Below are 25,021 nucleotides of genomic sequence, written 5' to 3'. Positions count from 1 at the left end.
TTTTTACTTCAACATCTTTTCAATTTGCCGAAGGATATCGTCGCGTTTTTCGCGCGTAAGACCCTTCAGGCGCAGTTCGATTCGATCATCCCCATACGATTTAAGATCGCCGACCGACACGCCGTCGAGTTTGATTTCCAGGCGTTGCGCGTAGCGTTGGCGGCCCGCGGGTTTGGTGCTTTCCTGAGCGCTCGCTCGGCCCTTGACGATGTCAGCGACTTGCCGCGTGCTCAGATCGTCCGACAGGATCTTGTTGATCAGACGCAGCGTGGCATCGGCGCCGCGGGCCGTGTGGTAACGACCTACCTGGTATGCCATGTTCGAGCCGAATCGGTCGGGGCGCGCCACCATCTCATGCATGACGACCTCAGGCAATTTGGAAATCGACAGAGCAACCGCGACGGTCGACTCGTCCAGCCCGAGGTGTTCGGCGAGTTCCTTCTGGCTCTGGAAATGGCGGTCGTCGAGAAACCGTCTCCAGACCACCGCATTGTCGAATACCGTTTGCGAATCACGTTGAACGTTGAGGTCGTAGCCGAGCTTGTAACTCTGGATACCGATCGGCAGATCAATGACGATCGCCTTCACCGATTCCTTGTTCGCTTCTTTCAGGGCACGCACTCGCCGGCCGCCATCGCTGACGAAGTAGGTGCCGGGACTGTCGTAATCCGGAATGACGTGAATTGCCTGCTGCTGCCCCTGCTTTGCGAGGTTGACCGCGAGTTCGGCTATCGACGACTTCAGATAGAAATGCCGCGGATTGAACGGGCTCGGCTTGATCGTTTTGAGTGCGAGCTCGATGACTTGACCCGGCCGGTAGCCGTGCTCGATCCGCCATGTGCGGTAGGCCGCGGATTCGTTGGCTGCGTCGACCGTGTCAGCTTCGATGACACTTTGCGGCGGGGCGACGGGGGCGATGATGCGCCCCGCCGCTTCGCTATTCCTGGGGTCATTCTTGACCAGACCGTCGATGGCGTTCAGGCGATCGAGCGCGGTTCGCTTTTCGCTGCTGGTCGAATCAGGACGTGCTTGAAAGCCTTTGGCGAATTGGGAGGGTTTCATTCAGGGTCCTTTATGCGCATAAATTTCACGGGAGCAAGGCGGCGATCTCGTTCGCGCACGCCCGTACTTCAATAGCGGCAAGCTTGGCGCCGCGATCATTCATTTGAAGCACCGTTTGTCCTAACGCCATAGCCTGCTTATAGGCCTCGCGAGTCGGGATCTGTGTCTTGAGCAACGGGAACCCAAGCTCTTCCAGCGCGCGTTTTAGTTCGCGCGTCAACATCCGCTTTTCTTCGGTCTTATTGAGGAGGAAGACAGCGCGCAGGTCTTCATTCATGAGCTGCGCTTGCTGGACTAGCTTCACCAATCCGATACTCGACCAATAGTCGGCGGGCGATGACGATGTCGGGATCACGGCGACACTCGCGGCGAGCAGAACGACGCCGGAGACCTTCTCGGTGATCGAGGGCGGGCAGTCGACGACGATGATGTCGTAGTCCGCCACGAACTTCTTGATCTCGCGATGGATTTGGCTACCGGCTTCGGAGAGGTTGACGACCGGAAATGGGATACCAGTATCGCCGTCTGATGATGCACTGGCCCAGTGGATCAGTGTGTTTTGGCCGTCTGCGTCGACGACGAGGACGCGCTTGCCCTTCTCATGAAACGCAGCGCCCAGGTGCATCGCGATAGTGCTCTTCCCGACCCCGCCCTTCTGCTGAGTTACCGCGATGATTTCTGCTGCCAATCTTCACCTCCTCTTTTTAGACGCAGATGGATTTTACCTGGATGATTTTGTATTTCAATCGTTTTTGAGTAATTGCGATAAGGATTAGCCGTTCGGAATAGGTTTATGCGCATAAAGGAGGCGCTGCGGCAATGCGAATGTTGCTGGGGCGAGGGCGGTTTCGGCTTGATGCTTACCCGAGCTTCCGTCACTGCTTTGGGGTAAGGACTGCCTGTGGCGTTGGACGGTCGGGTCAGCGGGTCAGTTAGAGGCTTCGGGGCGAGCAGGCTAACGATGCGCGGAGTCGAGTGAGTTGAGCTGCGTCGGCATAGTTGTGATTGCTCAACGCGCGCGTTGGTGGTGATGCGACATGCGTTGATTGTGAGCGGGCCGTAGGTCTGCTTATGTTGGCTGGCGAATCTATGCGCATAAATTCGCCGCAGGATTTTTGACGAGCGTGACTTGCCGACGCGAGTCGGATCCGCGTTTCAATGCGCGGCCACAGCAATCGGCTTTTCATACCTTGGACGTTGGGCAGGCGGACAGCGAAGAGCGGATCCGGTCCTAACCCACGGAGACTCAGCTCAGTGGGGAACTGCGAAAAGGGTCGCGAAGGAATGGATGTCAGACGCAGCACGTCAGTTCAGGCGCTTTATGCGCATAAACCCAAAATCCCTGCGGAAAACGGAGCCGCACGTTCAGCACTCAGACGCCGCGCCCAGCGCAGTCCGTCTGCCGTTGTAATCTGCAAAAACTAAGAGCCCAGACGCCGGACAGTGCTAAAGCATCCACGCGTCCCTATGGGACGAGTGGATGCATAGACCCCCCCGCGGTAAGAGCACCGGCGCGCCGCCCCGCACCGCGCGCCATTCCGCACCAATCCAATAAATTCACTACGCACGCGAACAGAAAAACTCGCATCTTCAATTTGGATCGCTGGCACAACGCGCCTATTACGCGTCACCCACCACGACAAAAGTCACCAGCCGCCGCAAATCAGTTTCGCGCACGGATCGCCGCGTCCATGGGTACCGAAGCTCCGCGGCGCCGCCCCTACTCACCCGCTAAAATCTCACATAGCAACCGATCCACAAAGGCCGACGCACACGCGCAGTCCACGACTTATCCGTCACCACCGCCCCACACAACTTATGATCACGATCTACCACAACCCGCGTTGCTCGAAATCGCGTGCAGCCTGCGAGCTGATCTCCAGCACTTACAACAGCGCAAACGAAGCAACGGAAATCGTCGAATACCTCAAGCATCCCCTCACGGTCGCCCAGCTCCAGCAACTCCACACGCAACTTGGCTGCGCAGTCCGTGACATGATCCGCGACACCGAAGCCGAGTACAAAGAACTCCACCTCTCCGACGCCACGCTGACCGACACTCAGTTATACGAAGCATTGGCGGAGCACCCCATTCTTCTGCAACGGCCAATCGTCGTGCGAAACGGGCGAGCCGTGATCGGCCGCCCGCCCGAAGAAATCGCTGCGCTATTCGCGTGAGCGGCGTGACGAAGCGAGCAAAGCGAGGTTGGACGTCAACCCAGTTGTCTAAACGTTGCTGGCGGGCAACGCTGCATCTTTCGTCACGATCTTCGTCGGGATGATGCGCAATTCGCTGAACGTGTCGGCGATATGCTGTTGTTCCGCAAGCACGTTCGCGTCGACGGGCTTATAGATGTGCGCGTAGTGCCGCAAGCCTGCTTCGATCACGCCTGCATCGAGGCCTTGAATGGGGGCGAGCTGTGCGGCGGCCTCGCTGTAGTGCCCCCGCACCCACGCGCCCTCTTTGCCGACTTCGTCCATCGTGATCGCGAGTACATCGCCGTTCTGTTGCGCGAACGACCGCGCGCCGAGGAAGAACTGGTGATGGCTCACGATACCCTCGCCATCCGCAAGTAAGCGCGCATTCGACTGCCGCTTCGCCGCTTCGAGGAACGGATCCCAGATCGCCCACGCATCGATCGCGCCGCGTTCGAAGGCCGCGCGGGCATCGGCGGGCGCCAGATAGACTGGCTGAATGTCGCTGTACTTCACGCCGCTTTTCTGCAGGGCGGCGACCAGAAACCAATGAACGTCCGAGCCCTTGTTAAAGGCGATTTTCTTGCCCTTCAGATCGGCCAGCGTCTTGATCGGCGCATCCTGATGCACCAGGATGCCTTCGGCATGCGGCGTCGGAATTTCATAGGCGACGTAGACGAAATTCGCGCCGGCGGCTTGTGCGAACACCGGCGGCGCCTCGCCGACATAGCCGAAGTCGATGGCGCCGACATTCAGTCCTTCGAGCAGCTGAGGTCCGGCGGGAAACTCGGTCCATTTGACGGTGATGCCGAGCGGCGCGAGGCGCTTTTCGAGCGTGCCGTGCGACTTCAGCAATACGAGGGTATTGGCAGCCTTTTGATAGCCGATGCGAAATTCCTTGGCGTGCGCACCGGCAGCGAAAACGGATGTAGAGACGGCGGGCAGCGTGGCGGCGGCCAGCGAAGCGCCCACACCGGCGATAAACGCGCGGCGCGTGAGCAGCGGATGACGTGACATAAAGAGGCTCGTAAAAAAGACGGACGCAAAATGGACCGATTGGCTCCGACAATAATTCGTCTGCAAGCCTGGACGAACCGATAAATTCGCATAAGCAAATCACGCGAACGAACGAAGCTCACAGAGCCACGATCTCGCCAGCCTTGCTGCGTCGTACCACCACCACCCGCTAGAATTCGTCTTCCGCTCGCGGCCGCGGCTGCGTCACTCTCGACCCGAAGGGACACCGTGCCTCTGACAACAACGCTCGCGCCGTGGTCATCCCACGACACCCAATTGATTCTTTCGTGTGTGCTCGGCCTCGCACTGATCATCGTTTTCATCAGCGCACTGAAGCTCGCGCCGTTTCTGTCGATCCTGGTCGGCACGTTCGCTGCGGGCTTTGCCGCTGGCCTGCCGCTCGAGGCCGTCGCCAGTGCATTCAGTAAAGGGGCTGGCGCGTTGCTCGGCGACGTCGGCATTATCATCGCGCTCGGCGCCATGCTCGGTGCGCTCATGGCCGAATCCGGCGCTGCCGACCGGCTCGTCTCGACCATTCTCAGGCACTCCACGCCGCGCACGCTGCCGTGGATGATGGCGGTGGTCGCGCTGATCATCGGCTTGCCGCTCTTCTTCGAAGTGGGCCTCGTGATGATGGTGCCGATCATCTTCGTCATGGCGCGCCGTTCGCAGCAACCGATCCTGCGTATCGCGATTCCTGCGCTGGCCGGCATGACCACGCTTCACGCGCTTCTGCCGCCGCATCCGGGTCCATTGATCGCCGTGAGTGCGCTGCACGCCGATCTCGGCCTGACGCTCGGGCTCGGCCTCATCGTAGCGATTCCAGCAGTGATTCTCGCGGGCCCGCTCTATGGCATCTGGTTGTCGAGGCGTATGCAGGTGGCCGAACCGGAAGAATTGGGCGAGCTCTTCAGCGCCAGGGAAGACACCGGCGAGCCGCCGAGTTTCGCGATCTCCCTCATCACCATCCTGTTGCCCGTCGTGTTGATGTTGGGTCGCACGGTCGCCAAGCTGCTGCTTCAGCCCGAGACGTTCCTGTTCAATACGCTGAATTTCCTCGGTGAGCCGCTGGTCGCGCTCGGCCTCACCGTGCTGTTCGCCGTCGTGGCGCTGGGTTGGTCCCGAGGTATGGCACGCGAGCGCGTCGGCGGCATTCTGCGCAAGAGCTTGCCGCCCATCGCCGCGCTGCTGCTGACCATCGGCGCGGGCGGCGGGCTGAAGCAGGCGCTGGTTGTCGCGGGCATCAGCACGACGATCGGCAAGATCGCGGTCGGTGCGCACATGCCGCTGATTCTGCTGGCGTGGCTGATCGCGGTAGCGTTGCGCCAGGCGACGGGCTCGGCGACGGTTGCCACTACCACGACGGCGGGTATCGTCGCGCCGGTCGTCGCGGGTCTGAGCACGACACACAATTCGCTGATGGCGCTCGCCATCGGCGCAGGCTCCGTGTTCTTCTGCCACGTGAACGACGCCGGCTTCTGGATGGTTCGCGAGTACTTCGGGCTGCAATTGAAACAGACGGTGCTAGTCTGGTCGGTGTTGCAGACAATCGTGTCAGTCGTCGGCCTTGCGCTGACGTTTGCGTTGTGGACGGTGCTCCCGTAACGGCGAAACAGGCTTTCGCGGCATTGGCAGGAATTGACGCGCGGCTGTCAATTCCTGCTTGCCGGTGCCACTTACACTGTCCGGCAGGCGAGGCGCCGTTCTGCGCCTTGCTGTTTTGAAATGCGGAGCCACCATGCTTGAACTGAGACCGTCCTGCGAGGGATGCGGCAAGTCACTGCCGCCGAACGCATCCGACGCCATGATCTGCACTTACGAGTGCACCTTCTGCGAGGTGTGTGCGCTCACCAGGCTGCGCAATGTCTGCCCGAATTGCGGCGGCAATTTTCAGCGTCGGCCGATACGCACACGGGCCCAACTCGAGAAGCATCCGGCGGGTACGACCTCGCATCCCGTTTCAATCGATGAAGCGTCGCACGCACGTTTCCTCGCGCGCTATCAGGACACGCCCGCCGGCGAGCGCTAGACGAGCCGGACGACGCCTCGCGCTCTTTCGCACCGTCGCACCATTGCGCGCTACGCTGACCGCCTGCTCAACTCGCTCCCATTCCGGCGATTCACCCGAGCCCACGGCTGCCCGTACGACGTTCTCCGTGACGGCCGCCGCGCGCGATCACGAACGGGAGAACGCACGATCCAGGGGGCCGCCCCAAGAATCCTTCCCGATTATTTCATTATTCAAGAAATTGTCTTCCTGTCTTCGCTGTTTGTCAGCGGGCGCTGAATCGATATTCTTCACCCCATCGATCGCACCCGATCGCGAACCAAACGCCGAAGAGGAGTCGTACCATGAAACGCATTTTTTCCGTCCTGATAGCTTCAGTTGCTCTGTTTGCCGCGGCGTCTGGCGCAGCGCACGCTGCCACCCCGGCACAGTGCAATGGGCCGGCTTCATATTGCAACGTGTTTTTCGGCAACTAATCCGAAGAAGCCAGCAAGACCAGAAAAAGGGCGCCGACAATGGCGCCCTTTTTTCGTCTGGAGAACCGTCCGCGAACCTCGCCCGTCACACGGGCTGCAAACGATACGCGGCACTCCGAAGCAACAGTCGGGCCTGACACGCAAATGCGTTTAACGCTCGCCCTACTAACGTGGTACAGTGGGTCAACAGCTTGCAGTTCTCCTGCGCATCTTGCGCAGTCCCTGACGCAAACGCCTCACCATTAGAGCGCCCCGGCGAACGGGGTCCCCTTCCTCCTACCCGCTCCACGGTGACGTCACTCCGGCCTGCTGAACGGCCGTTCTTCGCGCGCATCGTCGATCAATATCACGTTTCGTGGATACGCCGCGATCGGCGGGCATTGCGCCCGGCAGGACGCTACGCTCAACGAAAGCCTTCACCGGAGACGAACACCATGAGCAATACAATCCGAAGCTATCGAGGTCTGGAGATTTATCCGCTGGTCTATCCGCACCAGCCGCGCGGTCTCGATGGCGCCCGCCACTACGATGCGGGCTTCGACGCCGCCGTGCGAATCTGCCGGCGCGGCACCGACGACACCATGACTAGCAGCCGCGTTTTCCGCGTGCCGAGCCGTTCACCGTTCGGCGTGGCCGGCGACGCGCGCGTTGCTTCAGCGAGTTACGCAGAGCAGGTTATCGACGGCATGGTCGCTGGCCAGTCGATCGCTGGACTTTGATGCGTACGCCAATGGCAAGTCCGGCTTCCAGGCGTTCTCAGCGCGCGAGTCTTCCGGCTCTCACGGGCCGCGCGAATTATCAGGTGACGGCGTCTTCGCGCCGTACCTCGAGTGGTACTGTGCCGACGCTGAAAGTGCTCCGCTTGAGCGACGAGCGGGTGATCTACCCGTTTCAGGGGCATGCTGACATGCCCTTTTTCGACGACGCCGACGCGGCGCAGTTGTTTGCCGAGACCTACGGCTGGCAGCTGGTGGATGGCGACATCGCCGTCCCGGAGTGACTGGCCTTATTCTTTGTGAGGAGCCGTGGTGAGACCGGCCTGCTGGCTTCCGCGAGAAACCGCGACGCCTTTACGCGAAGGCTGACTCGCTTTTTGCTGCCTCGGCGATCCGCCGCGCGAACCGCGCAAGAGTGGAAAAAACCGTGCCCCGGCGCGCAACGCACGGCTCCCGCGCTACCGGCGACTGGAGGCTTCAAAAACTCCTAGATCTTCCCACCGCCGTCCATACCGCTGCCGCGACGCCAGACTTCTTTGCCGCGCTCGGACAATTCACCGCAGCTGTGTACAGCGTCCGCTTCCGTGCCGTCGACGGCCATTTCTCCGCCCGCTTGCTCCTGCGCCCGCTGCTTTTCCTTCTTGCGAGCGGCCACCGCTTCATCGTGGGACTTCCCTGCATAGTTCAAGCTCATGGCTGAATTCTCCAAAAAGTAAATTCGCTCTCGCTGCGCGCGTATTGCCGGTCAGAAATGCCGGACACGACAGCTTTCCGTCGAGCGATACAGCGCCAAACCGCCGTTTGCCTCAAAAGTTCCCGCACCGAAAGCGCGCTTGATTGACAAGGCAAAAGTACCACTTATCCACAAGGTTATTCAGTGAATCTGTGGATAACTTTTTGAAGAGCAAGGTTATCCACTGTCGATCAGCCCGGTTGCACTGTCCCCAATAGCCACCGATTAGCATTTTGCCGTCGGCCATCACAGCGCCTCTGCCTTTTGCCTATGATGGACAACTCGTACCCTTTTGCGCCTACGGGCGCCACACCACAAGGAAGCGAATCATGGCCTATCACATTGCAGTCGTCGTCGGCAGCTTGCGCCGCGAGTCGTTCAACCGGCAGTTGGCGCAAGCGGTGATTTCGCTCGCGCCAGCCGACTTCACCTTCGAATTCATCGACATCGGCTCGTTGCCTCTTTACAGCCAGGACTACGACGCCGACTATCCCGAAGCCGGCAAACAGTTGAAGCAGCGCGTCGAAGCCGCCAACGGCCTGCTATTCGTCACCCCGGAATACAACCGGTCCATACCCGGCGTGCTGAAAAACGCACTCGACTGGGCCTCGCGCCCGTGGGGCACCAATTCCTGGGGCAACAAACCGGGCGCCGTGATCGGCACCTCGGTTGGCGCGACCGGCTCCGCGCTCGCGCAACAGCATCTGCGCAACGTGCTGGCGTATCTCGACGTCCCGACGCTGGGTCAACCGGAAGTGTTCATCAAGCACGATCCTGCCGTCATCAACGAAAAAGGCGAGATTCTGAACGATGGCACGCGCAACTTTCTACAGACTTTCGTCGACCGCTACGTTGCTTGGGTCAAACTGCATGCCGCCTCCTGAGGCGATCAGCGCCGCGACGGGAACAATGGCACCAGACTGAACGCGGCGGCGCGGACCGTTACCGCACGGCCTGCCGCCGCGCACCTCGCCACGTTCACACGTGGTGGTGTCCCGTCACCCGCTCCCAGCCATGCCGCACGGCCAGCTTGAAGCGCTCCCACGTGCTGTCCGGCGAGGTCGTTTCCCAATGGCGTCGCGCTTCCGGTTCGACGTTGTCCCACGGCTGATCGCGATAACGCATGTCCTTGCCGATTTCCGCGCCGTAGCGATAGGCCGGCACGTAGTCTTCGTAACGCGCGTTTTCGGCCGCGTATTGCTCGTCGTAGTGCGCGCGGAAATCTTCCTCATACTCCAGATATTCGTTCGGCATCTGGCCGCCCAAGCCCGCGGTCGGCTGACCCGCTTCGGAGACGACTTCGGACGGTTGCATGACCGCGCCCGAACCCGGCATCGAGCCGGCGGCGACTGCGCTACGACCTACGTCGCCGACCAGCGGATCCCTGACCGGCTCGTTGACTGGATCGATCAGCGGGCGCTCGGCAAGCGGCGGCGGCACGAACGGCTCTGCGTCCGTGCTGCCCGGGGGTACCGTGTACTGCGGACCGGCCGTCGTGGCGGACCGGGCGGCGGCGCCCGCGGCCGGCATCGTCACATTCGGCGTACGCGGCGTGCCCGGCGTTACCGCGCCGATGCCGAGTTCATCGAGGACCGAATGCTCGCGGCCAGCTTCCGTTTGCGCCTGCCAATCTGGCGCGCGTTCGCTGATGTCGGCCGCACCCAGGCTCGTGAACGTGTTGCGGGCCAGTTCCGCATGCGATTCGCTCGCCGCGTTGACGCACACGAGCACAGCGCCGCGGCGCACGGCTTCGGCGTAGCGCGCCGTGTCCGGCGCGCGGGAACCACCGGCGAAAAGGCTCGACAGAAAGCGTTCGATATTCGCCAGCACACCCGAGCCGGCGACTTCGTCGGTGGCGGAGCCGACCGAGGGTTCCGGATTCGCCTGCAACTCGATCGTCTCGCGTCCAAAGCCGGTCTGAACCAATGCGTCGCGGGCGGCTTCCGCTTGAGCATAGGTGTCGAATAAACCAATCACAGTGTGTTGCATGGCTGTCTCCCGACGTGTTTAGGCGGAACGGGCGACGCGCAAACGCGTCTCCGTCTTGCGTAAACACCATGCCGCAACGATCATGCCGGACCTACGCGATCGGCCCGCCGGTCCACTGGCGCCTGCCCGCGCGAAGGCGGCATGCAAAAAAAGCGCGGCATGGCGTCGCCGCGCTTTTACAACCCGAGGTAAATACCAAACCTCGTGCCAACCCGCGGTCCAAACCTCGCCCGATGGCCGCCCGCGTGAGCGCTACTCCGCCGGATGCGCCGCCGGATCGGTGCCCGCCTGCGTCAAGTCGTGCTGGATCGTTTGCAGGAGTTTTTCCAGCAAACCGATATCGAAAGGCTTGGAGAGCACGCGCACGTTGACGTGCCGGGCCCGGTCGAGTTCTTCCGCGTAGCCGGTGACGAGAATGATCGGCAATTTGGTGTCGAATGCGAGCACTTTCTCGGCCAGATCGATGCCGTTCATGGTGCCGGGCATATGAATGTCGGATAACACCAGATCGAACGGCAGCGGCTCGCCGGTACGCGCTTGTCGGGCGTGGGCATCGTCGAACAGGCGCAGCGCGGTATCGGCGTTGAAAACGCACGTGACCTGATGGCCCATCATCTGCAGCAGGGCTTCGGTGCCGGCGGCCACTTCCGCGTTGTCCTCGACGAGCAGAATGCGCAGGCCCTGAGGCGTGTCGCCGACCTCCGCACCGGCTTCGGGCGCTACGTCGGCGTCCGGTTCGGCGGTGGCGCGCGGCAGATAGAGGCGCACCGACGTGCCGGCGCCCACCGCGCTGTCGATCGCGGCGAGTCCCCCGGAGCGCTCGCAGAACGCGAAAACCTGCGGCAGGCCGAGGCCCGTGCCCATGCCAGTCGGCTTGGTCGTGAACAGCGGCTCGAAGGCGCGCGCGAGTACCTCGGGCGCCATGCCCACACCGGTATCTTCGAGCGACAACTGCACGAAGTCGCCGGTCAGCGGCAAGCCATCGGCCGGCGGGAAATGGATATTGGTGGCGCGCACCGTGAAGCGCCCGCCGTTCGGCATGGCGTCGCGCGCATTCACGGCAATGTTGATGAGCGCCAGTTCCAGTTCCGCGACGTCGACGCGCATCGGCCAGATTTCGACGCCGATATCGATCACCAGCGACACCTTCGCGCCGAGCGACGCGCGCAGCAATTCGCGGCACGCCGGCAGCCAGCGTTCGAGCGACAGGTTTTCGTTGCGCAACGGTTGTTTGCGGGCCACGCCGAGCAATTGCCGGGTGAGCGACTGACCGCTCAGGAGCGCCCGCTCCATCGCCGACAATTCGCGGTCGAGTCCGTTTGCGCCACGCCGCCGTGCGATCTGCACATTGGCCGAGAGGATCATCAGCAGGTTATTGAAATCGTGTGCGACGCTGCCGACCAGAGTGCCGAGCGCTTCCATCTTGCGCGACTGACGATACGCGGATTCGATCGAGCGGCGCATGGACGCTTCAGCCTGCCAGCGCTCCCACGCTTCCTCTTCGGCGCCGAGCCGGCGCAGCGACAACCAGATCACGCACCACAGCGCGATGGAGGGCGTGAACATCGACAGGATCAGCACGCCGAGGTGCCGGTACCACCCCGCCCAGATCGCCGAAGCGCGATAGCCGCACACCACGTACACCGGATACGAACCGACGTGGCGGAACGCAAGAATCAGGTTTTCACCGTCGACATTCGAATGCATGCGCACGACGCCGGCCCGGCGTCCTTGCGCGAGGGCCTCGGCGAACGGCGTTTGCGGCGCCATGGCCGCGGGCTCGCGCGGCGTGCGCGGATAGTGGGCGAGGATTGAGCCGTCCACGCGCACCAGGCTCATGGTCATCGGCGTGCCGTTGCCGCCGAGCAATTCACGATAGAACGCGTCGAAATAGCTGGGCCGCAGCGCGACGGAGACGACGCCGTCGAACGAGCCGTCGGCGCCGGTCCGCTCGACGCCCATGTTGAACACCTGCTCGCCGGCGACGTGGCCGGTCATGACCTTCGACACATGCTCGAGGCTCTTGCCGTCGCGAATGCCGATGAAATCCTCACGCTCACCGATCGAGATGGCCGGCGACGGAAGATAGCGGCTGCTCACCAGCAAAGCGCCATCGCGCCCGAAGATCGACACGGCGGCCACTTGCGGGTAGCCGCCGCCCATGACGCGCAGCTTTTCGTGAATGGCGGCTTCGCGGGCGCGAATGCCGTTGTTGTCCAGACCGTCGGTCAGATCGACGATGCGCGCGTCGAGCGTCTCATTCATGTCGAACACTTTCAGCGCGTGTTCTTCCGCCACTCGCACCGTGCGCAGCGTCATGTCGGTGGCTTCGGCCTCGCGCGCGCGCAGATCGCTGATCGCCATGGCCGCGACATACAGGCATGGCAGCACGATCGCCACGATCAGCAACGCAATCAGCGTCATGCGCCGCACGTGGAAATTCTGTTCCGGCACGGTGGGAAATAACGCCCTATCCTGTCGGCCGGCGGACAGGCGGCTCGCGGATGACGGATCGAACCGGTCTTGTGTCATGTCGATTGTGCGATGGTCTTTCGGAACGCAGAGGCCGGGATTCAGCATCATACGAGAAGGATAGACGCCGCGCGGCGGTAGAAGTTACCGCGGCAACCGGCGCCCTGACGCCGAGGCGCGGCTTAATCGTCTGTTCTTTAAAACAGCGACGAAACCGGAAGCGCAAACGTACACAAAAGGATAAAGATCAAATAGAACCGCCAGAACATGCAAACATATTTTCCAGAATAGCATTTCACGGGAAAATCTCTTTAATGAAAGTCAAATTGGCGAGTTGCTTTTCCGCCTTTTTGCTTCGAGAATCGGCACCATGATAAAAATGCGTCCGCTACGTTCGGACGCATCTGCCGCGGGGGCACCCAGCCGCACCATGCTTACCAGGCATGGCGGAAGGCGTTCGCGGAATGACGCGCACCAAAGACCAGCCCGATCCACCAAGGCCGCGCGGATTCATCTACGGGGTAGGCTTCGAACATGCCGGTCATCGCCGTCGTCCACCGTGCGCGTACGCTTTCATGCATGCCCGCCGGTTCTGTCCATCGCGCTTCGCCGCGCGCGCTGCCCGTTCGCCCGCATTCCGCCCATCCGCCAGTTTCAGCGGCCTTTGCCGCCGGCCGACTGACGTCGCGCTAAAGAACTCACCTCGCTTCGCCGTTAACGCGAAAGAGCTAATTCCGCTTTCCGACCCGCCCATGCCTTTGCCCATTGTGATCGCCGATGATTCGTTGCTTGCCCGCAAAGTGCTCACCAAGGCATTGCCGCCGGACTGGGACGTCGACGTGTCTTACGCATCGAACGGGCGTGAAGCGCTCGAGCTGTATCGCGAAGGCAAAGCGTCGGTGATGTTCCTCGACCTGACCATGCCGGGCATGACCGGTTATCAGGTGCTGGAAGCATTGCAGCATGAGGATCTGAACACCTTCGTCATCGTCGTCTCCGCCGATGTTCAGCCGGTGGCCCAGCAGCGCGTGCGCGCGCTCGGCGCTGCCGCTTTCATCGCCAAGCCCGTGACGCCCGAGGCGGTACTTCCCATCCTCAAGGAGTACGGGTTGTATGTCTGAGCCAGTCCTCACCGAAGATCAGCGCGACGCGCTGCAAGAGGTCGCCAATCTGGCGATGGGCCAGGCCGCCACACGTCTTGCGCGGCTGCTCGATGCGTTCATCGAATTGTCGGTGCCGCGCGTGAAGGTGGTGGCGGTCAGCGAGGCGGCGCAGGCGCTGCGGGAGATGACCGGGATCGAAGACACCGTGAGCGCGGTGCGCCAGGGTTTTCGTTCCGACATCAAGGGTGAGGCGCTGGTGATCTGCCGCAGCGACAGCGTCGAGCAACTGTGTGCGCTCGTCAGCGATCCGTACTCGCGCTCGGCCTACGAGACGGTGAGCCAGCAGGAACTGGTGTTCGATGTCGCGAATGTGCTGACGGGCGCCTGCGTGTCGTGCATTCTCGACCAGCTCGGCCGCACGCCGATCTTCTCCGCGCCGGGCCTGCTCGGCGAAGCCATGACGCTCGACGAGGTGTTCCAGCCGGGCGTGCTGCAGTGGGAAGTCGCGCTGCTGGTCGAAGTGAATTTCGCGCTCGAGGACCAGAGCTTCCGCGCTCACCTCGTGATGCTGATGGCCGAAGAATCCATTCGCCACATGAACGGAGCGCTCGACGCGCTGTTGTCGAGCCTATGAACGTGCCAGTGGACTCGTTGAGCGATCTGGTGGTCGAACGTGTCGGATTCGGCATTTTCGTGCTGGATCGGGACATGAACGTGCTCATGTGGAACCGCTTCATGCAGGATCACAGCGGACTGACGCCGGAACAGGTGGTCGGTAAGTCGCTCTATGCGCATTTCCCGGAACTGCCGCGCGTGTGGTTGTCACGCAAGATCGAAAGCGTCTTTCAGCTTGGCAGCTTTGCGTTCAGTTCGTGGGAGCAGCGCCCGTATCTCTTCAAGTTCGATCACGACCGGCCGATCACCGGCGGCGTCGATTTCATGCAGCAGGACTGCACGTTCATGCCGCTCATGCGCGAGCGCGAGGTGGTCGCCGTGTGCGTGACCATCTCGGACGTCACGCATGTGAGCATCGTGCAGCGCGAACGCGAAGAAGCGGTCGCGAAGCTCCAGGAGTATGCGGACCGCGACGGTCTGACGGGGATCGCTAACCGCCGTTTCTTCGAAACGCGCCTGCGCGACGAATACACGCGCTGGCAGCGCTACGGCGGCGATATGTCGGTGCTGCTGTTCGACCTCGATCATTTCAAGAAAATCAACGACCAGTTCGGCCACGGCGTCGGCGATACGGTGTTGCGCGTGATGGCGCAACGCGTCGCCGAGGTGGTGCGGGCGCAGGACACCTTCGGGCGCTTCGGCGGCGAGGAGTTTGCCTTGCTGCTGCCGTGCACGCCGCTCGACGACGCGATGCGCGTGGCGGAAAAGATCCGCTGCACGATTGCCGACACGCCGGTCGAAGTGCAGGGCACGAGCGTGCCGGTGACGGCGAGCGTCGGCGGCGCGTCGGCTCGCGCCGGCGTGCCTTCGTACGACGTGCTCATCAACGAAGCCGACGCCGCGCTCTACAGCGCGAAGCGGCAAGGACGCAACCGGTCGGTCGCCTTCGTCTGACGCCGCACCGCGGCGTTTCGCCCCGCGAAGGGCGTAGGGTCGGCCACACCGCAGGCCGCCAGGCACTCCGCTTGCGGGCTTCGGGCCCCTTATTCGTCGGGGAAACTGCGGCATCTCGCAAACGTTGATATACTTTTCGCCGTTTCCGGCCTCCCAGCCGGGTGTTTCGCGCGTGTCCGCGCGCGCGTGCCGCCTGCCTCGCGGGCACGCATCAAACTTCTTGAACGCCTTTCAGCGGGCGCCTCCAGCGGAGATCGTCTTGGCTGTTTCCAATCTTGTCGTGGACGATACAGAAATCGACGCCGCCGCCGCCACATCCGGCAGCTCGTTCTATCTCGCAATGCGCATTCTGCCGGCCGCGCAGCGCGACGCGATGTATCAGGTCTACGCTTTCTGCCGCGCTGTCGACGATATCGCCGACAGCGACATGCCGCGCGCCGAACGCGCCGCCGCGCTCGAGCGCTGGCGTGCCGACATCGACGCGTGCTACGCCGGTGCGCCGCGCGCATCGTTGCGCGCGCTGACGCGGCACATTCATACGTTTCATCTGCAACGCGAAGATTTTCACGCCATGATCGACGGCATGGCGATGGACGCCGCCGCCGACATCTGCGCGCCCGATGAAGCCACGCTCGACCTCTATTGCGACCGCGTCGCGAGTGCGGCGGGCCGTCTATCGGTGAGCATATTCGGGATGGCGGAAGCGCCCGGCCGACTGCTGGCGCACCATCTGGGCCGCGCGCTGCAACTCACCAACATCCTGCGCGATATCGACGAAGACGCCGGCATCAACCGCTGCTATCTGCCACACGAATTGCTGGCGCGCGAAGGCATTGCGGTGACGAACCCCATGCAGATCGCCGACGATCCGTCGCTGCCGCGCGTATGTGCCACGCTTGCCGAGCGGGCCAAGCAACACTTTGCCGCCTCCGACGCGATCATGGACAGCGAGCCGCGCAACCAGGTGCGCGCGCCGCGCATCATGTCGGGCGTCTATCGCGTGCTGCTCGAACGGACGCTGGATCGCGGCTTCGACATTCCGCGCACGAAGGTCCGCAAGCCGAAGCTCCGCATGTTGTGGATCGTCGCGCGTTACGCGCTTTTCTGAGCTGATGCAAAAGCTCGTACATGTGGTCGGCGCAGGCCTTGCCGGTCTGGCCGCCGCAGTGCAGCTGCAGCGGCGCGGCGCGCATGTCGTGCTGCATGAAGCGGCGGCCCAGGCGGGCGGCCGTTGCCGTACGTATTACGACCCCAAGCTGGGCGCCACGCTCGACAGCGGCAATCACATGGTCCTGTCGGGCAACGTCGCGACGCTCAACTACACACGAGCGATCGGCGCCGCCGACGAGCTGGCCGGTCCGGCGCAGCCCGAGTATCCGTTCGTGGATCTGGCCACGCGGGCACGCTGGACCGTGCGCCTTTCGCCGGGACACTTGCCCTGGTGGATCTTCGATTCGAACGCACGCGTGCCGAACACCGGGCCGGGCGACTATCTGACGCTCGTGCCGCTGCTGTTCGCCAAGCCCGGGCGCAGCGTCGCGCAGACCATGCGTTGCAGCGGTCCGCTGTGGGACCGCCTGCTGCGGCCATTGTTTCACGCCATGCTGCACGTCGAGCCACGCGAAGCGTCGGCGGAACTGACTGGCGCCATCGTGCGGCAGACCGTAATGGCAGGCGGCCTCGCGTGCCGGCCGCTAGTCGCGCGCAACGGACTGGGCAGCGCGTTCGTGGATCCGGCGTTGCGGCTGCTGCAACATGGCGGCGCAGCGATCCGGCTGGGTTCGCGTCTCGAAGAAATGGTATTCGCCGCCGACAACCGCCGCGTGCAAGCGCTGCGTTTCGCCGGCGAAAGCAGCGCGCTCGAAGCGAATCATGCCGTGATCCTCGCGGTGCCGCCGGAGATCGCACGCACGCTGGTGCCCGGGTTGCGCGCCCCGACGCGCTTCGCGGCGAGCGTCAACGTGCATTTCGCGATCGATCCGCCGTTTGGTCAGCCGCTGGTCACCGGGCTGCTCAACGGCAAGGCCGAATGGCTGTTCGCCTTCGACGGGCGCCTCTCGGTGACGGTGAACGGCGCCGAGCGGCTGCTCGACACGCCGCCCGAAGCACTCGCGGCCACCGTCTGGGCCGAAGTGGCTCAGGCGGCCAATTTGCCTGCCGCGCCGATGCCGGCCTGGCAGGTGGTGGTGGAAAAACGCGCGACATTCGCCGCGCTGCCGGACCAGGAAACGCTGCGGCCCGGCACGCGCACTCGCTGGAACAACTTGATGCTCGCGGGCGACTGGACGGCCACCGGCCTGCCCGCGACGATTGAAGGCGCGATCCGCTCCGGCCAGAAGGCCGCGGATACGTTGCTGAATGAACCGATGGAACGCCGATGAACGACTTATCCCAACCCCAGCCGCTGGACGCCGTCCTGCCCGAAATCGCCGACGCGGTGCCGCATGCGCCCGCGCCAGCCGTCGCGGCCGAGGCACCCGCCGCATCGCTCGACGCCGCGATCACGCGCGCGACCGATGCGATTCTCGCCGCGCAACAGCCGGATGGCCACTGGGTCTACGAACTCGAAGCCGACGCGACGATCCCCGCCGAATACGTGCTGCTGGTCCACTACCTCGGCGAGACGCCGAACGTGGAGCTGGAGCAGAAGATCGCGCGCTATCTGCGCCGCATCCAGTTGCCCGACGGCGGCTGGCCGCTCTTTACCGATGGCGCGCTCGACATCAGCGCCAGCGTCAAGGCGTACTTCGCGCTGAAGATGATCGGCGACCCGGCCGATGCCGAGCACATGGTCCGCGCGCGCGAAGCGATCCTCGCCAATGGCGGGGCCGAAGCCGTGAACGTCTTCACGCGGATTCTGCTCGCGCTGTTCGGCGTGGTGTCGTGGCGCGCCGTGCCGATGATGCCCGTCGAGATCATGTTGTTGCCCATGTGGTTCCCGTTCCATCTGTCGAAGGTGTCGTATTGGGCGCGTACCGTGATCGTGCCGCTGCTCGTGCTCAACGCGAAGCGCCCGGTGGCGCGCAACCCGCGCCGCGTGCGAATCGACGAGCTGTTTCGTGGCGCGCCGGTCAACACCGGCCCGCGCGACCGGGCGCCGCATCAGCATGCCGGCTGGTTCCGGTTTTTCAGCGGCGTGGACATGCTGCTGCGCGCGGTCGACGGCCTGTTCCCGAAAGCCACGCGTGAGCGCGCGGTGCGCGAGGCGGTGGCCTTCGTCGATGAACGGCTGAACGGCGAAGACGGGCTCGGCGCGATTTTCCCGGCCATGGCGAACTCGGTGATGATGTACGACGTGCTCGGCTATCCGGCCGATCACCCGAATCGCGCGATTGCTCGCCAGTCGATCGACAAGCTGCTCGTCATCAAGGACGACGAAGCATATTGCCAGCCGTGTCTGTCGCCGGTCTGGGACACCTCGCTCGTGGCGCATGCGTTGCTCGAAACCGGCGAGGCGCGTGCCGAGCAGGCCGCCGAGCGCGGGCTCGCGTGGCTGCGTCCGCTGCAGATTCTCGACGTGCGCGGCGACTGGATTTCGCGCCGTCCGAACGTGCGGCCGGGCGGTTGGGCATTCCAGTACAACAACGACTACTACCCGGACGTCGACGACACCGCGGTGGTCGTCATGGCGATGCATCGCTCGGCGGCGGTGACGCAATCGGACGTGGATCGCGAAGCCATCGCGCGGGCGCGCGAATGGGTGGTGGGCATGCAGAGCAGCGACGGCGGCTGGGGCGCGTTCGAGCCGGAAAACACGCAGTACTACCTGAACAACATTCCGTTTTCCGATCACGGCGCCTTGCTCGATCCGCCTACCGCGGACGTCTCGGGCCGCTGTCTGTCGATGCTCGCCCAACTCGGCGAACTGCCGCAGGGCAGCGAGCCGGCGCAACACGCGTTCGCCTACATGCTGAAGGAACAGGAATCGGACGGCAGCTGGTATGGCCGCTGGGGTCTGAACTACATCTACGGGACGTGGACGGCGTTGTGTTCGCTGAATGCAGCCGGCATGCCGCACGACGACCCGCGCATGAAGCGCGCCGCGCAGTGGCTTGTGTCGATCCAGAACGAAGACGGCGGCTGGGGCGAGGGCGGTGAGAGCTACAAGCTCGACTACCACGGCTACGAACGCGCGCCGAGCACGGCTTCACAAACCGCGTGGGCGCTGATGGGCCTGATGGCGGCCGGCGAGGTCAATCACGAAGCGGTGGCGCGCGGCGTTGCGTACTTGCAGCGGGAACAGCGCGAGCATGGCTTGTGGGATGAAACGCGTTTCACCGCGACCGGTTTCCCGCGCGTCTTTTATTTGCGCTACCACGGCTATCGCAAGTTCTTCCCGCTGTGGGCTCTGGCGCGCTTCCGTCATCTGAAGCGTAACGGTCTCACGCGCGTCGCGGTCGGGATGTAACGGATGTCTCTTTCGACCACTGCGTCAGCGAATGGCCTCCGCAGTTCCTTGCCCGTGATCGTCGTGACGGGCATGGCGTTCGAGGCGCGAATCGCGCGCGGCGAAGGCGTCCAAGTCGTCTACGCGGCGCGCGCCGATCTGTTGGAGCGCGCGTTGAGCGCGGCTGTCGCACGCGGCTGTTCGGGCATTGTGAGTTTCGGCACGGCGGGCGGTTTGGCGCCGGACCTGGAGCCGGGCGCGCTGATCGTCGCGGATGCCGTCGAGGGGCCGTTTGGGCGGCTGCAGACCGATCGCATCTGGACGGACAGGCTCGCGGCGGCGCTGGCGGCGGGGCGGTTCCCGGCGCGTGTGCGCCGCGGTCTCATGGCGGCCGTCGCCGCGCCGCTGGTGAGCGCGGGCGACAAGGCCGTGCTGCATCGCTCGAATGGCGCGTTGGCGGTGGATATGGAGTCGCATATTGCCGGCGCGAAGGCCGCCGCGCATGGCGTGCCGTTCGCCGTCTGCCGCGCGGTGGTCGATCCGGCGTGGCGTACGCTGCCGTCCGCGGCGACTGCCGGTCTGCGCGACGACGGCAGCACGGCGCTCGCGCCGATTTTGCGGGAGTTGCTGCGACAGCCGTCGCAGATCGGTGGGCTGATTCAGGTGGCTATCGACGCCCGGGCGGCGCGCATCTCGCTAGTCGAGGCGCGGCGTGCGATGCGCGACGCCGGGGCCTTGCGGATGGCGATCGCCTGAAACAGCTCGTTCTATTGGGTGCCGCGCGAGTGTCAGTTCAACTCGCGGCACCCCTCCAAATTTCCAATCCCTACTGCGTCACCGGTGCTGAAGCCGGCTGCGTGCCGGCCGGCGGCGCGGCGGGCGGAGTCGGCGCGGCCGTGTCCGAAGCGCCGGTGGGTGCCGCGGCCGGCGCGCCCGGCGTCGAGCCTGCTGCGCCGCTCGCGGGCGTGTCGCCTGGATCGGTGTAGTTGGGCACGCCTGCCGGGGCGCCTGTAGCGGCGCCGGAGGCCGCATTCGGCGCTTCGGCGGCGTCACCCGGATCGGCGTAATTCGGCAGCGCACCGGCAGCCGGCGCGCCGGCGGCAGGCACCGACGAAGCGCCGGAATCCCCCTGATCGTCATAGTTCGGCAGTGGCGCCGCGTTGTCGCTCGTGCCGCGCAGACGGGCACGGCGTTGCTGCGTATAGGCGTCGCGCACGAACGAATACTTGTCCAGCGCGGCCTGTTGCAGCAGATCCGACGCACCGAGCAGGTCGGAACGCACGCTCACGAACTGCAGCACATACAGCGGGTTGCGCACCGCCGGTTCCATGTAGTTCAGCGGATTGAACTTCACGTCGACGATCAGCCCCATGCTGTCACGCACCGTGCTCGGGCCGAACAGCGGCAGGACCAGATACGGGCCCGACGGAATGCCCCAGTGACCCAGCGTCAGCCCGAAATCCTGATGGTGCTTCGGCAGGCCGGCGGGCGTCGCCCAATCGAGCAGGCCGCCCAGACCGAAGGTCGAGTTGAACGCGAAACGGACGAAATCCTCGGTCGCGTCGGTAATCTTCAACTGCAACAGCGCGTTTGCCGCGTTGGTCAGGTCGCCCAGATTCGAGAAGAAGTTGCTCACCGCCGTGCGCAACGGCTGCGGTGTCACCTTCTGATAACCCTTGGCCACCGGAACGGCGACATAGCGGTCCAACCCGTCGTTGAAACTGAATACCGCGCGGTTCACCGGTTCGAATGGGTCACCGGGTTTGCGGTCGGGGCCGGTGGCGCAGCCAGAAATCAAACCGGTGGCGACGAGTGCCAGCGCGGTGTTACGCAGCTTCATGCTCATATTCCTTTTTGCTTCGCGCGACGTGCGCGCGGCTTTCCCATCAGCACGGGTTGAAAAACCACGGCGCCGATCAACGTGCAGAACAACGAGAGCGCCAACAGGCGCCCCATACTGGAAGTACCCGGATGGTGCGAGAGCCACAGGCTGCCGAACGCCGTTGCCGTGGTCGCCGCGCTGAACAGCACAGCGTGCGTCAGGCTCGACTGGAGGAGGCCGGTCTGGCCGTGGCGCCACGCCATCACGAAGTAAATCTTGAACGCCACGCCGACCCCGAGCATTAGCGGCAGCGCGATGATATTCGCAAAGTTCAGCGGCATGCCGAATACCACGCACAGCTCGAGCGTCACGAGCGCGGAGACCAGCAGCGGAACCAGCGTGCGCAGCATGTCGCCGAGACGCCGCAGCGCGATCCACAGCAGGATCGCAATCGACACGAGCGCATAGGCGGCCGCCTGCAGAAACGCCTTGATGATGGTGTCGGCCGAATGCAGGATCGAAATCGGGCCGCCGATCGCGCCCGGCTCCGCCTTCTTCACCGCATGGGCGAAGCGGGCGAGCATGGCGTCGTCGTTAGGATCGGTGCCGGCTTTCACCTTCGGCGAGATGTCGACGAGGGCGCGGCCGTCCTTCGATACCCAGCCTGCGGAGATTTCCTTGGGCAGATTGTCGCGCGTGATTTCAGTCGGCTGCAGCAAGTTGGCCAACTGGCTCAGCGCGATGCGCAGCGTGCCGGACATCGCGGTTTCCGCGCGATCGCGCGTGGCGGCATCGGCGGCGGCCAGCTTCTGTAGTGTGGCCGATAGATGCTTGGCTTCGGCGGCGCCCGGACCCGGGTGATCGTCGGCGGCGAGCGAGAGCTGGTTCGACGCGCGCTTGAGCGCGGCGACGCGCACCGCGTCCGTTGCCTGTTGCGCGGGCTGTTGCTGCAGCGCGGGCAGCAGTTGCTGCGCGGCGCTCGCGATCAGCATCAGCTTCTGCTGCTGATCGGCGGGCACGTACGTGTCGAGCGTATTGACGCGGCCCACTTCCGGCAAGGCGCGCAGACGCGTGGCGATGCGGTCGGCGTCGGCGAGCGACGGCGCCAGCACATGCACGTTGTTGACCGCGGCTTCCGGGGAATCCTTCAGGGACGCGAGCGTCGCCATCGATTCCGTGTGCGGGTCCTTCAAATGAAACGGGTTGAAGTCGAAGCGCAAATGCGTGAGCAACGGCGTGGCGCCGATCACGACGATGAGCGTGCCGATCAGCACCGGCTTGCGATGGCGGCCGAGGAAATCGTCGACCGGGGCGAGTTGCTTGAAACCCGGCGAAGCCGCTTCGCCCGGCGGATTGAAGATCTTCAGCAGGGCCGGCAGCAGCGTCATGTTGGTGAAGTACGCGACGAACATGCCGACGCCCGCGATTTCGCCCAACTCGGACACGCCGCGGTAAGCCGTCGGCAGGAACGAGAAGAAGCTCAGCGCGACCGCAACCGCGGCGAGCGTGAGCGGCACGCCAATGCTGTGCGACGTATGCATGAGGGCGGCGGACAGACGGTTGTCGCGATTGCGTTCCTCACGATACTTGACGCCGAACTGCACGCCGAAATCGACCCCGAGCCCGACGAACAACACCATGAAGGCGACCGAAATCATATTGAGCGCGCCCACCAGCAGCAGGCCGAGCGCCGCGGTGATGGCGAGCCCGACGAACAGCGTGATGAACACTGCGGCGATCATGCGGCCCGAGCGCAGCGCCAGCCACAAAATGATCAGCACGACGATGAAGGTGCCGATGCCGTTGAGCACCGCGCCGTCCTTGACCGACGCGAATTCTTCGTCAGCGAGCGGTTGTTCGCCGGTCAGACGAACGGTGGCGCCATAGCGCGCGTCGAGGTGCAGCGCCGCGGCGGTGTCGCGGATCGACTTCGATGCCGTCGCGCCCGGCTCCAGCGCGTCGTAGTTCACGACCGGCTGCACGATGACGAAGGCGCGCGCCGGCTCCGTGGCCGCGCTCCTGTCGACCAGCGCGCGCCACGAGAAGGAGGCCGGCTGGCCGGCCAGCACACGGTCGAGTGTGGTCGCGCTTTGCGTCAGCAGATGGCTCATGTCGCCGAGCTTCACCTGACCGATCTGCAGCGGTAGCAGCAGGCTCGTGGTGAGGGTGCCGGCGAGGCCGGTCAGGCTGGGATCGTGGGCGAGGGCGTTGACGAGCGGGCGCGACTGCACGAGCTGCGAGGTGGTCGACATCACCTCGTCGACCGACGGAAACAGCAGGCCGTTGTGTTCGAAGAACGGGCCGCCGGCCGGCTGCGAAACCGCCACGAACTCCTTGGGGTCCGCCTTGAGCGCGGCGGTCAGGGCCTGCGCGGCGGCGTCGGCGAATTCCGGCGCGCGCGCTTCGACGACCACCAGCACGGTCTGGCCGCGATCGGGGAAGGCTTCGTCCATGGCGTGATCGAGGGCGGACCATTGCTTGTCGGTCTCGATCAGACGGCTGATGTCCGTGTTGATCTTGAAGTTATGAATAACGTAGACGCCGCTCAGAACGGCGAGCACGAACGACACCGCGACGATCCGCAGCGGATGACGCACTGAATAGGCGACGAGACGGACAATAGATGACTTCAGCATGTAGGCGAAGGTGGCCTTATCACGGGTGTTGTTTTTGACGAAAGTGCACAAGTATACAGAGCCCGGGCGATCAGGCTCCGGTTCGCTAGCAAGCGCGGCTCCCGCAGGGGTGCTTTGGGGCGGGAACGCATTGTCGGTATACTGGTCTATCCTGCTTTCGCCGCCTGCTTGCAAGCCTGGCGGCGTTTCCTTCTTTCAGGTTCTGTCGAGCGTATGAAACGTTATCTGTCTGCTTTTCTGGCCGCGGCCGTCGTATCCACGGCGGCATATGCGCAAAGCGCGCCCGACGCGGTGGTAAAAAGTGCCGTCGAGGGCACGGTGGCCGCCATGAGGGCTGACCCGCAGGCGCGCGGCGGCGACATGGCGAAGATCACCCAACTGGTCCAGTCGCGCTTCCTGCCGGCCACCGACTTCCAGCGCACCACGCGGATCGCGGTAGGCAAAGCCTGGAGCACTGCGTCGCCCGAACAGCAAAAGCAACTGTACGAGCAGTTTACGCTGCTGCTTACGCGCACCTACGCTGCCTCGCTGTCGCAACTGCGCGACCAGGACGTGAAGTTCAACTTTCTGCCGACCACCGTGCCGGCCGGCGCGAAAGACGTCGTCGTGCAATCGCACGTGCTCAGCAATGGCGGCGACGACGCGATCGACTATCGCATGGTCAAAGATCCCGCTGGCTGGAAGGTCTACGACATCAACATGATGGGCGCGTGGCTTATCCAGGTGTATCAGACGCAGTTTGCGGATCAGATCGCAAAAGGCGGTATCGACGGGCTGATCAAGTTTTTGACCGCGCACAACTCGCGCAGCGCGGGCTGACGGTTGGTCGGCTCGT

22 protein-coding genes are annotated in these 25,021 nt (G+C 63.8%); 14 read left to right on the top strand and 8 right to left on the bottom strand.

Annotated features, from left to right (window positions below; all coding sequences use genetic code 11):
- Positions 1-3: 3 nt before the first annotated feature.
- Together CJU94_RS28620 and parA are read right to left on the bottom strand one after the other, a co-directional pair.
- Complete coding sequence (locus tag CJU94_RS28620) at positions 4-1,062, bottom strand: ParB/RepB/Spo0J family partition protein (RefSeq protein ID WP_095421968.1); 1,059 nt, start codon at positions 1,060-1,062, stop codon at positions 4-6.
- Positions 1,063-1,087: 25 nt separating this feature from the next.
- Positions 1,088-1,750 carry a ParA family partition ATPase gene (gene parA, locus CJU94_RS28615; RefSeq protein WP_007178644.1) on the bottom strand — a complete coding sequence of 221 codons (663 nt, stop codon included), beginning with the start codon at positions 1,748-1,750 and terminating at the stop codon, positions 1,088-1,090.
- A 1,130-nt stretch (positions 1,751-2,880) separates the two neighbouring features.
- Here parA and arsC point away from each other — a divergent pair.
- On the top strand, positions 2,881-3,240 hold the full coding sequence (gene arsC / locus CJU94_RS28610; RefSeq protein ID WP_095421967.1) for an arsenate reductase (glutaredoxin): 360 nt from the start codon (positions 2,881-2,883) through the stop codon (positions 3,238-3,240).
- 48 nt (positions 3,241-3,288) lie between these two features.
- On the opposite strand, the gene CJU94_RS28605 is transcribed toward arsC, so the two are convergent.
- A complete protein-coding gene (locus tag CJU94_RS28605; RefSeq protein WP_095421966.1) occupies positions 3,289-4,275 on the bottom strand; it encodes a sulfonate ABC transporter substrate-binding protein in 987 nt (328 codons plus the stop codon).
- A gap of 228 nt (positions 4,276-4,503) precedes the next feature.
- Between CJU94_RS28605 and CJU94_RS28600 the strand changes: the two genes are divergently transcribed.
- From CJU94_RS28600 to CJU94_RS41900, 4 genes are all read left to right on the top strand, one after another.
- Complete coding sequence (locus CJU94_RS28600; protein WP_095421965.1) at positions 4,504-5,880, top strand: GntT/GntP/DsdX family permease; 1,377 nt, start codon at positions 4,504-4,506, stop codon at positions 5,878-5,880.
- Positions 5,881-6,013: 133 nt separating this feature from the next.
- Positions 6,014-6,304: a DUF1272 domain-containing protein gene (locus CJU94_RS28595; protein ID WP_095421964.1), complete on the top strand. Its 291-nt coding sequence runs from the start codon at positions 6,014-6,016 to the stop codon at positions 6,302-6,304.
- An 889-nt stretch (positions 6,305-7,193) separates the two neighbouring features.
- Entirely contained in the window at positions 7,194-7,478 is a 285-nt protein-coding gene (locus CJU94_RS28590; RefSeq protein WP_095421963.1) for a hypothetical protein, read from the top strand.
- A gap of 119 nt (positions 7,479-7,597) precedes the next feature.
- Complete coding sequence (locus CJU94_RS41900; protein WP_244221005.1) at positions 7,598-7,759, top strand: DUF6723 family protein; 162 nt, start codon at positions 7,598-7,600, stop codon at positions 7,757-7,759.
- Positions 7,760-7,962: 203 nt separating this feature from the next.
- Here CJU94_RS41900 and CJU94_RS28580 read toward each other — a convergent pair whose 3' ends face one another.
- Positions 7,963-8,169, bottom strand: a complete 207-nt coding sequence (locus tag CJU94_RS28580; RefSeq protein ID WP_095421961.1) for a hypothetical protein — start codon at positions 8,167-8,169, stop codon at positions 7,963-7,965.
- Between the two features lie 368 nt (positions 8,170-8,537).
- Here CJU94_RS28580 and CJU94_RS28575 point away from each other — a divergent pair, with 368 nt between their 5' ends.
- Positions 8,538-9,092 (top strand): NADPH-dependent FMN reductase, encoded by a 555-nt coding sequence (locus CJU94_RS28575; RefSeq protein WP_095421960.1) that lies wholly within the window; start codon positions 8,538-8,540, stop codon positions 9,090-9,092.
- A 94-nt stretch (positions 9,093-9,186) separates the two neighbouring features.
- Here CJU94_RS28575 and CJU94_RS28570 read toward each other — a convergent pair whose 3' ends face one another.
- Entirely contained in the window at positions 9,187-10,197 is a 1,011-nt protein-coding gene (locus tag CJU94_RS28570) for a hypothetical protein (RefSeq protein ID WP_095421959.1), read from the bottom strand.
- Positions 10,198-10,449: 252 nt separating this feature from the next.
- The gene (locus CJU94_RS28565; protein WP_095422837.1) at positions 10,450-12,729 is read right to left on the bottom strand and encodes a hybrid sensor histidine kinase/response regulator; all 2,280 of its coding nucleotides are present in this window, start codon (positions 12,727-12,729) and stop codon (positions 10,450-10,452) included.
- Positions 12,730-13,421: 692 nt separating this feature from the next.
- Between CJU94_RS28565 and CJU94_RS28560 the strand changes: the two genes are divergently transcribed.
- The 7 genes from CJU94_RS28560 to CJU94_RS28530 all read left to right on the top strand — a co-directional run bounded on the left by CJU94_RS28560 (position 13,422) and on the right by CJU94_RS28530 (position 20,484).
- Positions 13,422-13,790 (top strand): response regulator, encoded by a 369-nt coding sequence (locus CJU94_RS28560; protein WP_095421958.1) that lies wholly within the window; start codon positions 13,422-13,424, stop codon positions 13,788-13,790.
- Positions 13,783-14,406 carry a chemotaxis protein CheC gene (locus tag CJU94_RS28555; RefSeq protein ID WP_095421957.1) on the top strand — a complete coding sequence of 208 codons (624 nt, stop codon included), beginning with the start codon at positions 13,783-13,785 and terminating at the stop codon, positions 14,404-14,406. Before CJU94_RS28560 ends, CJU94_RS28555 begins: the two co-directional genes overlap by 8 nt.
- Entirely contained in the window at positions 14,403-15,341 is a 939-nt protein-coding gene (locus CJU94_RS28550; protein WP_095421956.1) for a sensor domain-containing diguanylate cyclase, read from the top strand. Before CJU94_RS28555 ends, CJU94_RS28550 begins: the two co-directional genes overlap by 4 nt.
- 259 nt (positions 15,342-15,600) lie before the next feature.
- The gene (hpnD, locus tag CJU94_RS28545; RefSeq protein ID WP_095421955.1) at positions 15,601-16,449 is read left to right on the top strand and encodes a presqualene diphosphate synthase HpnD; all 849 of its coding nucleotides are present in this window, start codon (positions 15,601-15,603) and stop codon (positions 16,447-16,449) included.
- Between the two features lie 4 nt (positions 16,450-16,453).
- Positions 16,454-17,722 carry a hydroxysqualene dehydroxylase HpnE gene (gene hpnE, locus CJU94_RS28540; RefSeq protein WP_095421954.1) on the top strand — a complete coding sequence of 423 codons (1,269 nt, stop codon included), beginning with the start codon at positions 16,454-16,456 and terminating at the stop codon, positions 17,720-17,722.
- Complete coding sequence (shc, locus tag CJU94_RS28535) at positions 17,719-19,749, top strand: squalene--hopene cyclase (RefSeq protein WP_095421953.1); 2,031 nt, start codon at positions 17,719-17,721, stop codon at positions 19,747-19,749. The genes hpnE and shc overlap by 4 nt, the downstream gene beginning before the upstream one ends.
- 3 nt (positions 19,750-19,752) lie before the next feature.
- Positions 19,753-20,484, top strand: a complete 732-nt coding sequence (locus CJU94_RS28530) for a phosphorylase (protein WP_095421952.1) — start codon at positions 19,753-19,755, stop codon at positions 20,482-20,484.
- Between the two features lie 70 nt (positions 20,485-20,554).
- Here CJU94_RS28530 and CJU94_RS28525 read toward each other — a convergent pair whose 3' ends face one another.
- On the bottom strand, positions 20,555-21,568 hold the full coding sequence (locus tag CJU94_RS28525; RefSeq protein WP_095421951.1) for an MlaA family lipoprotein: 1,014 nt from the start codon (positions 21,566-21,568) through the stop codon (positions 20,555-20,557).
- Between the two features lie 2 nt (positions 21,569-21,570).
- Positions 21,571-24,186: a hopanoid transporter HpnN gene (gene hpnN, locus CJU94_RS28520; RefSeq protein ID WP_095422836.1), complete on the bottom strand. Its 2,616-nt coding sequence runs from the start codon at positions 24,184-24,186 to the stop codon at positions 21,571-21,573.
- A gap of 213 nt (positions 24,187-24,399) precedes the next feature.
- On the opposite strand from hpnN, the gene CJU94_RS28515 reads away from it, so the two are divergent.
- Positions 24,400-25,005, top strand: a complete 606-nt coding sequence (locus CJU94_RS28515; protein ID WP_095421950.1) for an MlaC/ttg2D family ABC transporter substrate-binding protein — start codon at positions 24,400-24,402, stop codon at positions 25,003-25,005.
- The last annotated feature ends 16 nt before the right edge of the window (positions 25,006-25,021 follow it).

Source organism: Paraburkholderia aromaticivorans (assembly GCF_002278075.1).
GTDB classification, from domain to species: domain Bacteria; phylum Pseudomonadota; class Gammaproteobacteria; order Burkholderiales; family Burkholderiaceae; genus Paraburkholderia; species Paraburkholderia aromaticivorans.
The sequence above is the reverse complement of the archived record's forward strand: the minus strand, read 5'-3'. Positions and strand labels throughout refer to the sequence as shown.

Coding starts and splice junctions, on each gene's coding strand:
- shc (WP_095421953.1), top strand. CDS start 17,719: ATGAACGACTTATCCCAACCCCAGCCGCTGGACGCCGTCCTGCCCGAA.
- CJU94_RS28565 (WP_095422837.1), bottom strand. CDS start 12,729: ATGACACAAGACCGGTTCGATCCGTCATCCGCGAGCCGCCTGTCCGCC.
- CJU94_RS28575 (WP_095421960.1), top strand. CDS start 8,538: ATGGCCTATCACATTGCAGTCGTCGTCGGCAGCTTGCGCCGCGAGTCG.
- CJU94_RS28560 (WP_095421958.1), top strand. CDS start 13,422: ATGCCTTTGCCCATTGTGATCGCCGATGATTCGTTGCTTGCCCGCAAA.
- CJU94_RS28595 (WP_095421964.1), top strand. CDS start 6,014: ATGCTTGAACTGAGACCGTCCTGCGAGGGATGCGGCAAGTCACTGCCG.
- CJU94_RS28525 (WP_095421951.1), bottom strand. CDS start 21,568: ATGAAGCTGCGTAACACCGCGCTGGCACTCGTCGCCACCGGTTTGATT.
- CJU94_RS28550 (WP_095421956.1), top strand. CDS start 14,403: ATGAACGTGCCAGTGGACTCGTTGAGCGATCTGGTGGTCGAACGTGTC.
- CJU94_RS28580 (WP_095421961.1), bottom strand. CDS start 8,169: ATGAGCTTGAACTATGCAGGGAAGTCCCACGATGAAGCGGTGGCCGCT.
- CJU94_RS28515 (WP_095421950.1), top strand. CDS start 24,400: ATGAAACGTTATCTGTCTGCTTTTCTGGCCGCGGCCGTCGTATCCACG.
- CJU94_RS28530 (WP_095421952.1), top strand. CDS start 19,753: ATGTCTCTTTCGACCACTGCGTCAGCGAATGGCCTCCGCAGTTCCTTG.
- CJU94_RS28620 (WP_095421968.1), bottom strand. CDS start 1,062: ATGAAACCCTCCCAATTCGCCAAAGGCTTTCAAGCACGTCCTGATTCG.
- hpnN (WP_095422836.1), bottom strand. CDS start 24,186: ATGCTGAAGTCATCTATTGTCCGTCTCGTCGCCTATTCAGTGCGTCAT.
- CJU94_RS28555 (WP_095421957.1), top strand. CDS start 13,783: ATGTCTGAGCCAGTCCTCACCGAAGATCAGCGCGACGCGCTGCAAGAG.
- CJU94_RS28605 (WP_095421966.1), bottom strand. CDS start 4,275: ATGTCACGTCATCCGCTGCTCACGCGCCGCGCGTTTATCGCCGGTGTG.
- CJU94_RS28570 (WP_095421959.1), bottom strand. CDS start 10,197: ATGCAACACACTGTGATTGGTTTATTCGACACCTATGCTCAAGCGGAA.
- arsC (WP_095421967.1), top strand. CDS start 2,881: ATGATCACGATCTACCACAACCCGCGTTGCTCGAAATCGCGTGCAGCC.
- CJU94_RS28590 (WP_095421963.1), top strand. CDS start 7,194: ATGAGCAATACAATCCGAAGCTATCGAGGTCTGGAGATTTATCCGCTG.
- hpnE (WP_095421954.1), top strand. CDS start 16,454: ATGCAAAAGCTCGTACATGTGGTCGGCGCAGGCCTTGCCGGTCTGGCC.